This window comes from Caulobacter sp. GSs2 (genome assembly GCF_058680895.1).
This window is the reverse complement of the sequence record NZ_CM178725.1, coordinates 2,183,443-2,196,248: the sequence shown is the minus strand read 5'-3', so window position 1 is coordinate 2,196,248 and position 12,806 is coordinate 2,183,443. Positions and strand designations below refer to the sequence as shown.

Below are 12,806 nucleotides of genomic sequence, written 5' to 3'. Positions count from 1 at the left end.
GAGACGGTTCATGTCCAAGTTTCTGACAGCCCTGCTGCCCTATCTGCCCGCCAATGCCGATGAGCGTTACAAGCAGGTCTTTACGCGTCTCGGTGTGATGGTCCTGTTGAGCTGGGCCCTGCATCTGGCCTCGCGTGATGACCTGATCGGGATGTGGCTGCTGTCCAGCCTGTCGGTCCAGGCCCTGGAGTTCATCGCTGTCAGGCCCTTCGCCAAGGGGCGCATGCCGACCCGTCACGTCGAGGCCTGGGCCCTGCTGATGCTGGTCTCTGTCCTGACCATGGCGACGGTCCACGCCGGAGCCGCGGCGATCCTCTGGTACAGCGACCAGCCGTCCCTGATGGCCCTGGCCCTGTTTCTGCTGGCCGGCGGCCTGCTGAACAATGTCGCCTCGGGCGTCGACAGCCGACCGCTGTTCTATCTGGGGGCCGCGCCCTATGTGGTCAGCCTGGCGACCCTGCCGATGTGGTGGCGCACCTCCTATGGCCAGGTGGCGATCCTGGCGACGATGGTGGTCTTTTTCACCATAGCGGTGCACAGCACCTGGCGGCGACTGCATCAGGCCCGCAAGGCCGTGATCGCGGCCCATGAGGAAGCGGATGCGCGCCGTATCCAGGCCGAGGCGGCGGTGGCTGACCGAGCGGCCATGGCGGCCATTGTCAGTCATGAGCTGCGTACGCCGCTGTCCGCGATCCTGGCCGGCGCCCACCTGATCCGTCGGGGCTCGCACCCGGCCCAGACGGCCGCCACCGCAGACCTGATCGTCGACGCCGGCCATCTGATGACCGGATTGCTGACCGACATGCTGGACCAGGCCAAGATCGAGGCCCGGGCCATGAGTCTGGAAACCCGCAATTTCGACCTGCTGGGGGCGCTGGGTGACGCCACCCGGTTCTGGACCGCCCAGGCCGTCGCCAAGGGGCTGGTTCTGCGCCAGGGGGCAGGCGATCAGGCGCCGGTCTGGGTCCAGGGCGATCCGTTCCGCCTGAGGCAGATTCTCAACAACCTGCTGTCCAATGCCGTGAAGTTCAGCGACGAGGGGGTCATTGACCTGCGTCTGGCGGTGGAGCCGCTGGCGGACGGCCTGCTGCAGATCGTCATCGAGGTGCAGGACAATGGCGCGGGCATCGCGCCCGAGGCCATGACCCGCCTGTTCACGCCCTACAGCCAGGCCTCGCAGGAAACCGCCCGCACCTATGGCGGCACGGGCCTGGGCCTGACCGTGAGCCGGGAGCTGGCGCGGCTTATGGGGGGCGAGCTGGACGCCCGAGCGGCCGTGCCCCGGGGCGCGATCTTCCGCCTGACGCTGACCCTGCCTGAGGGTAGCTCGGAGAGTGTTGTCGGCACGGCGCGTGACGACGGCGACGCGCCGCAGATCTCGACCCTGAGGGTCCTGGCCGTCGACGACCACGAGGTGAACCGCCGCACCCTGGCCCTGGTGCTTGAACCGCTGGGCGTGACCTTGTCGACGGCCTCGGACGGCCTGTCGGCATTGAAGTATCTTGCCGCCGAACGGTTTGACATCGTGCTGATGGACGTCAACATGCCCGGCCTGGACGGCTGCGAGGCGACCCGGCGACTGCGGGCGGGCGTCGGTCTCAATCGCGACACGCCGGTGATCGGCTTCAGCGCCGGGGTGGCGGCCGAGGAGGTCCAGGCCTGCCGCGACGCCGGCATGACCGACTGGCTGGCCAAGCCGCTGGACATCCGCGCGCTCTATGACGCGCTGGACCGCGCCGTCGCCGCCTAGAGCATCGTGCGGAAAAGTGGATGCCGGTTTTCCGCAAAAACGATGCGAAAACAAAAAGCTAGAGCGAAACGCGCGATTCTTGTATCGCGCGTTTCGCTCTAGGCGGCCTCGGACCCGGCGTGGAACAGCCGGCCCTTTTCGGTGATCAGCACGGCGATCAGGCCCGCCAGACCAAAGCCGGTGAAGCCCAGGGTCAGGGGCGCCACGGTGCCGTCGAACAGTTGGCCGATCCAGAAGCCGAACAGGGCGCCGCCGATGGTGGTGATGAACCCCTGCACCGAGGCCGCTGTGCCGGCCAGATGGCCCAGGGGCTCCATGGCCAGCGCGCCGAAGTTCGACATCGTCAGGCCAAAGCAGAACATCATGCAGGTCTGCAGGATGGCGAAGGTCCACAGGGTCTCGTGGCCGGTCAGGGCGATCACCGCGTGGACGGCGGCGAAGGCGATGTAGCCGCACAGGGCCACGTGCGAGACCCGCCGCATGCCCAGCTTGCCGACGATCCTGGAATTGACCAGCGAGGCGATGGCGATGCCCCCTGCAATGCCGGCGAAGATGACGGTGAACAGCTTGCCCGCCCCCAGCACGTCGACAAAGACCTGCTGGGCCGAGTTGAGGAAGCCGAACAGGCCGGCCAGCACCAGGGTGGAGGCCAGGGTGTAGCCGATAGCGACGCGGTTGGTCAGGCAGGCCTTGAAGGCCGCGAGCACGGGCGCAGCCTCCAGCGGAACACGGTCCTGCGGATGCAGGGTCTCGGGCAGCTTGATCGCCGCCCAGGCGATGACAAGCAGGCCGAAGATCGCCAGGACCAGGAAGATCCACGGCCACGGCGCGACCAGCACAATGGCCTGGCCCACCGAAGGCGCGATGATCGGCACGGCCAGGAAGACGATGAACGACAGCGACATCACCTTGGCCATCTCCCGGCCGCTATAGCAGTCGCGGACGATCGACACCGACAGCACCCGGGTGGCGGCCGCGCCCACGCCGCACAGGGCGCGGGCGATCAGCAGCATCTCGAACGAGGTGGAAAAGGCGCACAGACCGGCGAACAGCACATAGAGGGCCAGGCCGATCATCAGCACCGGCTTGCGCCCGAAACGGTCGGCCAGCGGGCCGTAGAACAGCTGCGCCGCGCCAAAGCCCAGCAGATAGGCGGTAATGATCCACTGATGCTGGTTGGCGCTGGCCACGCCCAGGGCATGGCCGATCTGCGGCAGGGCCGGCAGCATCGAGTCGATGGCCAGGGCGTTGGTCGCCATCATCGCCGCGATCAGGGCGACGAACTGCCTGAAGCCCATGCCGGGATGGGGCGGGGGTGTCTGCTGTGCGTGCGACATGGGAAGCCTCGGTCTGGACGACGTCCGGCGGAAGGCGCGACGCTACGCCCGTCCTATAGCCCCCCGATGTGACAGTCGGCTAGCCGCTGCCGGCCCCGCGCCTAGCCGTTGAAGGCGCGGATCGCGTCGATGATCTTCTGCTGCTCGGCCGCTTCCAGGTAAGGATGCATCGGCAGGGCCAGCACCGTCTCGGCCTTGGTCTCGGTGACCGGCAGGCCGCCGGCGCCGCGCGGGAAGTCCGCATAGGGCGCCTGGATGTGCATCGGCACGGGATAATAGACCGCCGTGGGAATGCCCTGCGTCTTCAGATGCGCGGCCAGGCCGTCGCGGTTTTCGTGTTCGATGACGTACTGGGCCCACACCGAGACGCCGCCGTCGATCACCCTGGGAACCGCCAGCACCGCGCCTTCGAGCCCCGCCGCATAGCGGTCGGCCACGGTCTGACGCAGCTGGATTTCCTCGGCGAAGATCGCCAGCTTCTCGATCAGGATCGCCGCTTGGATCGTGTCCAGCCGCGAGTTCATGCCGATGCGGGTGTTCAGATATTTGGTGTCGTGGTCGAAGGTGCGGCCCACCAGGTCCGGGGCCACCGCCTTGCCGTGGACGCGGTAGCTGTCCATCAGGTCCCACAGGTCCTGGTCGTTGGTCAGCACCGCCCCGCCGTCGCCATAGCAGCCCAGCGGCTTGGCCGGGAAGAAGCTGGTGGTGGCCACATCAGCCCAGTGCAGCGGGTGATGGCCGTTCAGGGTGCAGCCAAAGCCCTGGGCGCTGTCGGCGATCAGCTTCATCCCCTCGCGCGCGCAGATCGCCTTGATGGCCGGATAGTCGGCGGGCTGGCCGAACAGATCGACGGCGATCACCACCTTGGGCGTCAGCTTGCCATCGGCCTTCACGCCGGCGATCGCGGCCTCCAGCGCGGCGGGATCGAGGTTGAAGGTGTCGGGCAGGATATCGACAAACACCGGCGTCGCATCGACCCACGGCACCACTTCGGGCGTCGCGGCGAAGGTGAAGGACGGACAGAACACCGCGTCGCCCTTGCCGATGCCCCAGGCCATCAGCGGCAGGGCGATGGCGTCGGTGCCGTTGGCGCAGGACAGGGCCAGCTTGGCCTCGCCAAAGGCGGCCAGCTTGGCCTCGAACTCGCGAACCTGCGGACCCATCACATAGGCGCCGCTGTCGAGCACGCCGGCGATGGCGGCGTCGATCTTGTCGCGGATCCGGCGTTGCTGGGCGGCCAGGTCGATGAAGGGCATGCTCATGGGCGGCGCTCATAGAGGCGGATCGAGGCGAGTTCGACCCAATTGATGTAACCGACTGTTTCGCCGGCGCGAAGCGGAGCCTCGCGGTCGCGGTCGGGAACGGCCTGCGGGCCCTGTTCGTTGACCGTTCCGCGCGGGGGCGCCATCGAGAGGTCCATGACCAAGCCCACCGTGATTCCGCCCGACGCCCGCCTGCCCGCCGTCGCCAACATTTGGGCCGACGAGACCGTGCTGGGGCACTTCCTCGACTGGGTCGGCAAGGTGGCGGTCAATCTGGTGGTCGCCGCCCTGATCCTGGGTCTGACCTTCTGGGTCGCCGGCTGGGCCGCCAAGGTGGTGCGCCGGACCCTGGGACGCGTCCACCGCAACAACCCCGACCAGACCCTGGAAACCTTCGGCGCCTCGCTGGTGCGCTATGCGGTGATCGCCGTCGGCCTGGTGGCCGTGCTGCAGCAGGTCGGGGTTCAGGCCACCTCGATCATCGCCGTCCTCGGCGCGGCGTCCCTGGCCATCGGCCTGGCCCTGCAGGGCGCCCTGTCGAACGTGGCCGCCGGGGTGATGATCCTGCTGTTTCGGCCCTATCGGGTCGGCGACGTGATCGAGACGGTGACGCGCGTCGGCACGGTCAAGTCGCTGGACCTGCTGTTCACCGAGATCGCCACCTTCGACAACGTCAAGGTGATGATCCCCAACAGCAAGGTGTTCGGCGATGTGATCCTGAACTATTCGGCCCACCGTACGCGCCGTGTGGACGTGCTGTTCAAGGTTCCGCTGAAGACCGATCTGGTCGCGGTGCTCAAGCGCCTGCGCGAGCGGGCCGAGCACGACCCGCGCATCCGCAAGGAGCCGGCCGTCCAGATCGAGGTCACCGACCTGTCCGAAGCCTTCGCCCAGGCCGCGATCCGGGCCTGGACGGCCAGGGAGGATTTCGCCTCGGTCAAGACCGACCTGATGCTGACCGCCCATCTGCTGTCGGACGATCCGGCGCGCACCGACCTGCCACCTCCGCGCCCGACCAAGGCCGTGGATCCCTCGCCGGCCATGCCGGGCGAAGGGGAACATCATCTGTTTGGGCTGAAGGCGCCGATGCGCCGGCGCAAATCCGGGGCGGGCAAGTCGACCCCGTCGACTGGATCCTGAGGCGGCCCCGCGCCCAGGTCGAGAGCGAGACGATCGCCTACAGGGCCCGCATGCCGGCCTGGAAGGATCACCCTCAGGTGCTGGCGCGGCTTTAGGCCTGGCCCAGGGTTCCGCGCAGCCGCACCCATTCCTGGGCGAACTTGCGGCTGACCCTGGCGTCCTCGAAGACCACGCGACGCATGTGGCCGGCGACCTCGGGCGCGTCATGGATGATCACGAACGGAAAACCGTTGGCCGACAGGAAGCCCTGAACGAAGGTCGAGAAGCTGGCGGCCTCGGCGGAATCGGCAAGGCGGATCTCGGCGGTGGCGTCGGTCGGGACCATGACAGTCTCCCCTGTGGCTGCTGCCAGCCTAACGCACGAGATCGCAAATGCGAACACAGTTCGCGTAAGCGAAATAATCAGTGTTCATATGAACGGCGCCGGGCGAGTCCGGCGCCGTTCATCAGGTCGCCCTAAAGGATCGATTGTCCGGTGCCGGCCCAGTCCTTCATGAACTGTTCCAGGCCCTTGTCGGTCAGCGGGTGCTTGAACAGGTCGCTGAACACGGCGGGCGGGATGGTGACGACGTCGGCGCCGACGATGGCCGCGTCCTTGACGTGGGCGACGTTGCGCACCGAGGCGGCCAGGATCTCGGTCTCGTAGCCGAAATTGTCATAGATGGTGCGGATGTCGCGGATCAGGTCCATGCCGTCGAAGCCATAGTCGTCCAGCCGGCCGATGAACGGCGAGACGAAGGTCGCGCCGGCCTTGGCGGCCAGCAGGGCCTGGGTCGGCGAGAAGCACAGGGTGACATTGGTCGAGATGCCCTCGCTGGCGAAGGCGGCGCAGGCGATCAGGCCGTCGCGGGTCAGCGGGATCTTGACCACGACGTTGGGCGCGATGCCGGCCAGCTTCGTGCCTTCGGCGATCATGGCGTCGGCGGTGGTGGCGGCCACTTCGGCGCTGATCGGGCCGGGCACCAGGTCGCAGATCTCGGCGATCACTTCCAGCATCGGACGGCCCGACTTGGCGATCAGGGTCGGGTTGGTGGTCACGCCGTCCACGAGGCCGGTGGAGGCCAGGTCGGCGATGACCTTGGTGTCGGTGCTGTCGAGGAAGATCTGCATGGGACTCTTGCGCTGATTTTTGTGGGGCTTTGGGCCGGTTTATCGCGCCGGGCCGCCGCGCGCCAGCAGGGGCGAGTTCACAAGCCGTTACGGACCAGCTGGTCGGCCACCCGCTCGACGGCCGGCTTCCAGGGCTGGGGGGTGAAACCGAAGGTCGCGGCCAGCTTGCCGCTGTCCAGCGGCGAGCGCGGCGGTCGGGCGGCGGCCTCGGCGAAAGCGCTCTGGGTCGTCGGTTCCAGCCGGGCGCGGGTCAGCGGGTCGCGGTCGAGGGCGGCCCTGGCGAAGTCGAAACGGCTGGTCTCGCCGGCATTGGCGAAGTGGAACAGGCCAAAGGCCGGATCATCGGCTCCCGCGCCCGCCCAGCGCCCGACGCTGGCGACCATGAACCTGGCCAGGGCCTCGCCGTCGGTGGGGCTGCCATACTGGTCTGCGACCACCTGCAGCACCTCGCGCGTGCGGCCCAGCTCCAGCATGAAGGCGACGTAGTTTCGGCCATAGGGTGAGAACACCCAGGAGACCCGCAGCACCGCCGTGCGCGGGTGGGCCAGCACCGCCTGCTCGCCGGCCAGTTTCGAGCGGCCATAGACGCTGATCGGCTCGGCGGGATCGGTCTCGACATAGGGCCGGGTCGTCTGGCCGTCGAAGACGCTGTCGGTCGACAGATGGATGAAGGGCAGGCCGCGCTCGGCGCAGGCGGCGGCCATGGCCCCGGGCGCGGTCGCGTTGACCGCGAAGGCGGCCTCGGGCTCGCTCTCGGCCCTGTCGACCATCGTGAAGGCGGCCGCGTTCCAGACCAGGTCGCAGTCGGCCGCCAGGATCGCGGCGCGGACGGCTGCGGGATCGGTCAGGTCGACCTCGGCGCGCGAGAGGGTCTTCAGGGCGATCCTGTCCGTCGCCGCGGCGATCAGCGCCTGGCCGACCTGCCCCGTGGCCCCGAACTGCAGGACCTTCAGGGTCATTTCAGGCCCGGAACCCGGTCGCCCAGCACCTCGATGACGAAGGCGTGCAGGTCGCCGCCCCGGAACAGATGGCCCGCCACCCCGGCGCGCCGTCCGGCCTCGACGTCGCTGGACCGGTCGCCGATGATCACCGCCTCGGCGGGCGTCAGACTGAAATCGGCCAGGCCCCGCAGCACCATGCCGGGATTGGGCTTGCGGTCAGGGTGGTCGACGACGCGATAGGTCTCGATCGCCGCATCTTCGTGGTGGGGCGCGAAATAGAAGGCGTCGATCCGGCCGCCCAGGGGCGCCAGCTGCGCCTGCATCTCGGCGTGGAAGGCGTGCATGGCCTCTTCCGCGAAATAGCCCCGGCCGATCCCCGACTGGTTGGTGACCACCATCACCGTCAGGCCTGCCCGGGTCATGGCCGCCACGGCCTCGCGCGCGCCATCGATCCACTCCAGCCGGGTCGGATCGGCGATATAGCCGTGATCGATATTGAGCACGCCATCCCGGTCGAGGAAGACGGCGCGAAGGGGCGGTGGGATGTCCATAAGTCGAGCTTTATCGCCTGTCGTTGCGGGGCGCCAAGCCATCGTCTTGGCGAGGCGGTAAGAACGCGACTAGAAAACACCCGCACCTGGAGAGTTCGCGATGCCCGACGCCCCCAACAGCGCCCTGACCGACGCCGCGCGTCTGCGCGACCGGCTCAAGGGCTGGGCGCTTTCGACCGCCTTCCCGCTGTGGTGGACCGTCGGCGCCGATCACAAGGGCGGCGGTTTCTTCGAGACCATCGAGCAGTCCGGTGAGGCCAAGGACTCGCCGCGCCGGGGCCGGGTGCTGCCGCGCCAGATCTACGCCTTCGCCGCCGCCAGGGATCTGGGCTGGACCGGCCCGTGGCGGCAGGCCGTCGAGCACGGCCTGAGCTATTATCTCGACGTCTATCGCAAGCCCAACGGCCTGTTCCGCGCCCTGGTCGGCCCGGGCGGGGTCAGCCTGGACGACACTTCGGCCCTCTATGACCAGGCGTTCGCGATGTTCGCTCTGGCCAATGCCTGCGCGGTGACGGGCCGCAGCGATCTGCGCGACGTCGCCGTCTCGGTGCGCGAGACCCTCTATGCGACGCTGAAGAACCCGCTGGGCGGCTTCAATGAGTCGACCCCGACCGATCCGCCGCTGCATTCCAATCCGCACATGCACCTGTTCGAGGCCTGCCTGGCCTGGAACGCCATCGATGCGGATCCCCAATGGCGGGCCCTGGCCGACGAGATTGCCGAGCTTGCGCTGAGCAAGTTCATCTCCGCCGAGACCGGCGCGCTGCGCGAGTTCTTCGATGATCAGTGGAACCCGGCCCCCGGCGTGGCCGGCCGGATCTGGGAGCCGGGCCACCAGTACGAGTGGGCCTGGCTGCTGCTGCGCTGGGGCCGGCTGGCCGGACGTCCCGACGCCATCGCCGCCGCCCTGCGGATGATCGATCTGGCCGAGACCAAGGGCGTCGATCCCGAGCGCGGCGTGGGCATGAACGCCATGCTCGACGACATGACCGCCCACGACGCCGGCGCCCGCCTGTGGCCGCAGACCGAACGGATCAAGGCCGGCGTGCTGGCCGCCGAGGTCACCGGCGACGACAAGTGGTGGGGCGTGGCCGCCGAGGGCGCCGAGGGGCTGCTGCAGTATCTGCGCACGCCCGTGCCGGGCCTGTGGCGCGACAAGCTCAAGCCCGACGGAGCCTTTATCGAGGAAGCCGCCCCGGCCTCCTCGTTCTACCACATCGTCTGCGCCATCGCCGAGATGGACCGGGTGGTTACGGCCGCCGGGTGACCAGCAGGGTCGCGGCGGTTTGGGCGGTGACGATCGTTGGCGCCTCAATGACGTTGAGAAGCGCGCCTAGCGAGGTCTCGCCAGCCAGCACTTGAACCGAGCCGGGGGGCAAGGCGGCGGTTTCGTGCGGAGCCAGGGTCCAAACGGACACTTCCCAATCGGCCGCCGCCGCCAGGACCCTGCGAGGTCGGTCGTCCCGGTCATGGCCGATGGCGATGGAGCGGCCGTCGCGTTTTAGGCCATCAACCAAGGTCTTGACGGCCTGGCTTGCGTCGCGGCGACAGACCAGAATCGCGTCCGGCTCGGCGATGATCACCAGGTCCTCGACGCCGATCGCGCCGACAAAGGGTCCTGTCGAGCGCACCAGAACGTTTCGGCTGTCGATCAGCGTCACGTCTCCGACGGCTGCGTTGCCCGAAGGGTCGGTGGTCGAGACGTCCCAGATCGCATCCCACGCGCCGAGGTCCGACCACGAGAAGGCGGCGGGCGCCACGGCAGCTTTCTGGGTGCGCTCCATCACCGCATAGTCGAGCGATATCTTGGCGGCGCCCGCGAAGGCGGCACGGTCCAGACGGGCTGTGCCGCCATCCATCTGAAGGCCTACCATACAGGCGCGAGCGGCCGCTGAAACGGTAGGCTCGAAGACGTCCAGCTCCCCCAGAAGCACGGCCGCCTTGAAGGCGAAATTGCCGCTGTTCCAGTAGTATCCCTCAGCGACATAGGTCTCCGCCGTCGCCCGATCCGGCTTTTCGACGAAAGCGGCCACGGCGCTCACGGAGCCGTCCAGCAGCGGCTTTCCAGGCCGAATATAGCCAAAGCCTGTCGCGGGCCCCGTGGGCTTGACGCCGAAGGTGACGATCAGGCCTTCGTCAGCAGCCCTGGCGGCGGTGATTGCGGCCTGGGCGAAAATTTCGGGCTCAACGATGTGATGGTCTGCCGCAAGCATCAGCGCCACGCCGTCTGGATCGCGCTGCTCAACATAGGCGGCGGCGGCCGCGACGGCGGGGGCTGAGTCCCGCGCCTCTGGCTCGATCAGCACAGTGACCGACACGCCTATCTCGGCGGTCTGATCCTGCACGAAACCCACCATTGCCTCGCCGGTGACAATGACGATCTCGGCGCGGCCGGGAAGGTCTTTCACACGCAACACGGTATCCTGGAAACTAGAAGTCTGGCCGATCAGCTTCAGGAACTGCTTGGGCTGATCCGCGCGGGAAGCAGGCCAAAGACGGGTGCCAGACCCACCGCACAGGATCACCGGATATATCGCGCCCAACGTTGTCCTCACGCTTTTCCCGACCCCAGCAAAGCCACTAACACGGGCCTACGCGTCATGTCTGGAAAACGACGCTTAGCGTCGTTTCGCTAGACCGCCGTATTGGCGTGCAGTTCCGCCAGCCAGATGTCGGCCGTCGCGTCGGACGGCATCCGCCAGTCGCCGCGCGGCGACAGCGCGCCGCCGGAGGAAATCTTCGGGCCATTGGGCATGGCCGAGCGCTTGAACTGGTTGGCGAAGAACCGGCGCAGGAACAGCTCCAGCCAGCGCTTGATCTCCGGCAGGTCATAGGCCCTGCGCTGGGCGTCCGGCGTCCCGACCGGCCAGGCGCCGGCCGCGGCGTCATGCCAGGCGGTCCAGGCCAGGAAGGCGATCTTCGACGGGCTCATGCCGTAGCGGGTCAGGTAGTAGAGATTGAAATCCTGCAGGGCGTAGGGCCCGACGAAGCTCTCGGTGGCCTGCACCTGCTCGCCCGGCACCAGTTCGGGCGAGATCTCGGTATCGAGGATATCCTCCAGCAGATCGGCCGTCGCCGCATCGACATCGCCCGAGGCCGCCACGAAGCGGATCAGGTGCTGGATCAGGGTCTTGGCCACGCCGCAATTGGGGTTGTAGTGGCTCATCTGGTCGCCGACGCCATAGGTGCACCAGCCCAGGGCCAGTTCCGACAGGTCGCCGGTGCCCACCACCAAGGCGCCGTTGTGGTTGGCCAGCCGGAACAGATAGTCGGTGCGCAGGCCCGCCTGGATGTTCTCGAAGGTCACGTCATAGACCGGCTCGTCCCGCGAATAGGGGTGGTCGAGGTCCTTCAGCATTTGCTCGGCCGCCGGGCGGATGTCGATCTCGTCGGCCGACACGCCCATCGCCTTCATCAGCTTCCAGGCGTTGGATTTGGTGCGGTCCGAGGTCGCGAAGCCGGGCAGGGTGTAGGCTAGGATGTTGCTGCGCGGCAGGCCCAGCTGGTCCATCGCCTTGGCCGCGACGATCAGGGCGTGGGTCGAGTCGAGACCCCCCGAGATGCCGATCACCAGCTTTTTCAGACCAGACGCCTCGACCCGGCGGGCCAGACCCTGGACCTGGATATTGTAGGCTTCGTAGCAGTTGTCGCTCAGCTGCGCGGGATCCGACGGCGTGAACGGGAAGCGCTCCACCGTGCGGGCCAGGGCCAGGTCGCCGGCCGGCGGGGTGAAGTCGAACGGAACGATCCGGAACGCGCTCGGCGCCAGGGTCGCGGCGTCGCCAAAACTGACCACCCGCATGCGCTCCTGGCGGATGCGGTCGACGTCGACATCGGCCATGGCCATCACGGCGGTGGTCGAAAAGCGCGGGGTCTCGGCCAGCAGCTGGCCCATCTCGTGAATGTCGGCATGGCCGTCCCAGGCCACATCGGTTGAGCTCTCGCCGGCTCCGGCGGCCGAATAGACATAGGCGGCGATGGCCCGGGCCGACTGGCTGGCGCACAGCAGGCGGCGGGTTTCGGACTTGCCGATTGTGATGTTGCTGGCCGACAGGTTCAGCAGGATCTCCGCCCCGGCCATGGCCTGGGCGGTGCTGGGCGGGGTGGGCGTCCAGACATCCTCGCAGATTTCCACGCCGATCGTGAACGACGACGGGCCGCCGCCCCGCAGCAGGATGTCGGTCCCGAACGGCACGGTCTCGCCCGCCAGGGTCACGGTCTTGCCGACCACGCCGGCGCCCGGCGTGAACCAGCGGCGCTCATAGAATTCGCGATAGTTGGGCAGGAAGCTCTTGGGGATCACCCCCCGCACCGCGCCGCCCTGGATGGCGACAGCGGTGTTGTAGAGCCGGCCGTCCACGCGCAGCGGCGCGCCGACCACGAACAGCGGGGCCAGGGTGGCGCTGGCCCGGGCCAGGGTCTCGATGGCGGCTTCTACGGCGTCCAGCAGGGCGTTCTGCTGCAGCAGGTCGTCTATGGAATAGCCTGTCAGGCCCAGTTCCGGGAACACCAGCACCGCCACGCCGGCCGCATCGGCCTGGCCGACCAGGTCCAGCACGCTGGCGGCATTGGCGGCCGGATCGACCAGCTTGACCTTCGGTACAGCGGTGGCGACCCGGACGAAGCCGTGGCGGTAGGGTGAGAAGAACGGCAGGTTCGCCAAGGCTGGACCCTTAGTTATGCTGAAAATGAGCATAAGTCTCGATCAAGCTATA

General features: G+C 67.9%; 12 protein-coding genes. 3 read left to right on the top strand and 9 right to left on the bottom strand.

Annotated elements, in window-relative coordinates; all coding sequences use genetic code 11:
* Positions 1-10 precede the first annotated feature (10 nt).
* The gene (locus tag ACW17Z_RS10675) at positions 11-1,750 is read left to right on the top strand and encodes an ATP-binding protein (RefSeq protein ID WP_492055986.1); all 1,740 of its coding nucleotides are present in this window, start codon (positions 11-13) and stop codon (positions 1,748-1,750) included.
* 98 nt (positions 1,751-1,848) lie between these two features.
* Here ACW17Z_RS10675 and ACW17Z_RS10670 read toward each other — a convergent pair whose 3' ends face one another.
* The 3 genes from ACW17Z_RS10670 to ACW17Z_RS10660 form a co-directional block, all read right to left on the bottom strand.
* The gene (locus ACW17Z_RS10670; protein WP_419321520.1) at positions 1,849-3,048 is read right to left on the bottom strand and encodes a multidrug effflux MFS transporter; all 1,200 of its coding nucleotides are present in this window, start codon (positions 3,046-3,048) and stop codon (positions 1,849-1,851) included.
* Between the two features lie 140 nt (positions 3,049-3,188).
* A complete protein-coding gene (locus ACW17Z_RS10665; RefSeq protein ID WP_492055985.1) occupies positions 3,189-4,349 on the bottom strand; it encodes a DegT/DnrJ/EryC1/StrS family aminotransferase in 1,161 nt (386 codons plus the stop codon).
* On the bottom strand, positions 4,346-4,495 hold the full coding sequence (locus ACW17Z_RS10660; protein WP_492055984.1) for a hypothetical protein: 150 nt from the start codon (positions 4,493-4,495) through the stop codon (positions 4,346-4,348). The genes ACW17Z_RS10665 and ACW17Z_RS10660 overlap by 4 nt, the downstream gene beginning before the upstream one ends.
* A 10-nt stretch (positions 4,496-4,505) precedes the next feature.
* On the opposite strand from ACW17Z_RS10660, the gene ACW17Z_RS10655 reads away from it, so the two are divergent.
* Complete coding sequence (locus ACW17Z_RS10655; protein WP_492055983.1) at positions 4,506-5,489, top strand: mechanosensitive ion channel family protein; 984 nt, start codon at positions 4,506-4,508, stop codon at positions 5,487-5,489.
* Between the two features lie 91 nt (positions 5,490-5,580).
* Here the strand turns inward: ACW17Z_RS10655 and ACW17Z_RS10650 are convergent, their stop codons facing one another.
* The 4 genes from ACW17Z_RS10650 to ACW17Z_RS10635 form a co-directional block, all read right to left on the bottom strand.
* Entirely contained in the window at positions 5,581-5,814 is a 234-nt protein-coding gene (locus ACW17Z_RS10650) for a hypothetical protein (RefSeq protein ID WP_419319409.1), read from the bottom strand.
* 131 nt (positions 5,815-5,945) lie between these two features.
* A complete protein-coding gene (gene fsa / locus ACW17Z_RS10645) occupies positions 5,946-6,599 on the bottom strand; it encodes a fructose-6-phosphate aldolase (RefSeq protein ID WP_419319410.1) in 654 nt (217 codons plus the stop codon).
* A 77-nt stretch (positions 6,600-6,676) separates the two neighbouring features.
* Complete coding sequence (gene rfbD / locus ACW17Z_RS10640; RefSeq protein WP_492058513.1) at positions 6,677-7,552, bottom strand: dTDP-4-dehydrorhamnose reductase; 876 nt, start codon at positions 7,550-7,552, stop codon at positions 6,677-6,679.
* A 2-nt stretch (positions 7,553-7,554) separates the two neighbouring features.
* On the bottom strand, positions 7,555-8,091 hold the full coding sequence (locus tag ACW17Z_RS10635; RefSeq protein WP_492055982.1) for a D-glycero-alpha-D-manno-heptose-1,7-bisphosphate 7-phosphatase: 537 nt from the start codon (positions 8,089-8,091) through the stop codon (positions 7,555-7,557).
* Between the two features lie 100 nt (positions 8,092-8,191).
* Here ACW17Z_RS10635 and ACW17Z_RS10630 point away from each other — a divergent pair, with 100 nt between their 5' ends.
* A complete protein-coding gene (locus ACW17Z_RS10630) occupies positions 8,192-9,358 on the top strand; it encodes an AGE family epimerase/isomerase (protein WP_492055981.1) in 1,167 nt (388 codons plus the stop codon).
* Here the strand turns inward: ACW17Z_RS10630 and ACW17Z_RS10625 are convergent.
* Positions 9,342-10,634, bottom strand: a complete 1,293-nt coding sequence (locus ACW17Z_RS10625; protein WP_492055980.1) for a mannose-1-phosphate guanylyltransferase/mannose-6-phosphate isomerase — start codon at positions 10,632-10,634, stop codon at positions 9,342-9,344. The two genes, ACW17Z_RS10630 and ACW17Z_RS10625, sit on opposite strands and share 17 nt — an antisense overlap.
* A gap of 89 nt (positions 10,635-10,723) precedes the next feature.
* Complete coding sequence (locus ACW17Z_RS10620) at positions 10,724-12,754, bottom strand: NAD(+) synthase (RefSeq protein WP_492055979.1); 2,031 nt, start codon at positions 12,752-12,754, stop codon at positions 10,724-10,726.
* Positions 12,755-12,806: the final 52 nt, after the last annotated feature.

What these genes read in the sequence shown, in the direction of transcription:
- ACW17Z_RS10675 (WP_492055986.1), top strand. Translation starts at nt 11, where the DNA reads ATGTCCAAGTTTCTGACAGCCCTGCTGCCCTATCTGCCCGCCAATGCC.
- ACW17Z_RS10670 (WP_419321520.1), bottom strand. Translation starts at nt 3,048, where the DNA reads ATGGGCTTCAGGCAGTTCGTCGCCCTGATCGCGGCGATGATGGCGACC.
- ACW17Z_RS10665 (WP_492055985.1), bottom strand. Translation starts at nt 4,349, where the DNA reads ATGAGCATGCCCTTCATCGACCTGGCCGCCCAGCAACGCCGGATCCGC.
- ACW17Z_RS10660 (WP_492055984.1), bottom strand. Translation starts at nt 4,495, where the DNA reads ATGGCGCCCCCGCGCGGAACGGTCAACGAACAGGGCCCGCAGGCCGTT.
- ACW17Z_RS10655 (WP_492055983.1), top strand. Translation starts at nt 4,506, where the DNA reads ATGACCAAGCCCACCGTGATTCCGCCCGACGCCCGCCTGCCCGCCGTC.
- ACW17Z_RS10650 (WP_419319409.1), bottom strand. Translation starts at nt 5,814, where the DNA reads ATGGTCCCGACCGACGCCACCGCCGAGATCCGCCTTGCCGATTCCGCC.
- fsa (WP_419319410.1), bottom strand. Translation starts at nt 6,599, where the DNA reads ATGCAGATCTTCCTCGACAGCACCGACACCAAGGTCATCGCCGACCTG.
- ACW17Z_RS10635 (WP_492055982.1), bottom strand. Translation starts at nt 8,091, where the DNA reads ATGGACATCCCACCGCCCCTTCGCGCCGTCTTCCTCGACCGGGATGGC.
- ACW17Z_RS10630 (WP_492055981.1), top strand. Translation starts at nt 8,192, where the DNA reads ATGCCCGACGCCCCCAACAGCGCCCTGACCGACGCCGCGCGTCTGCGC.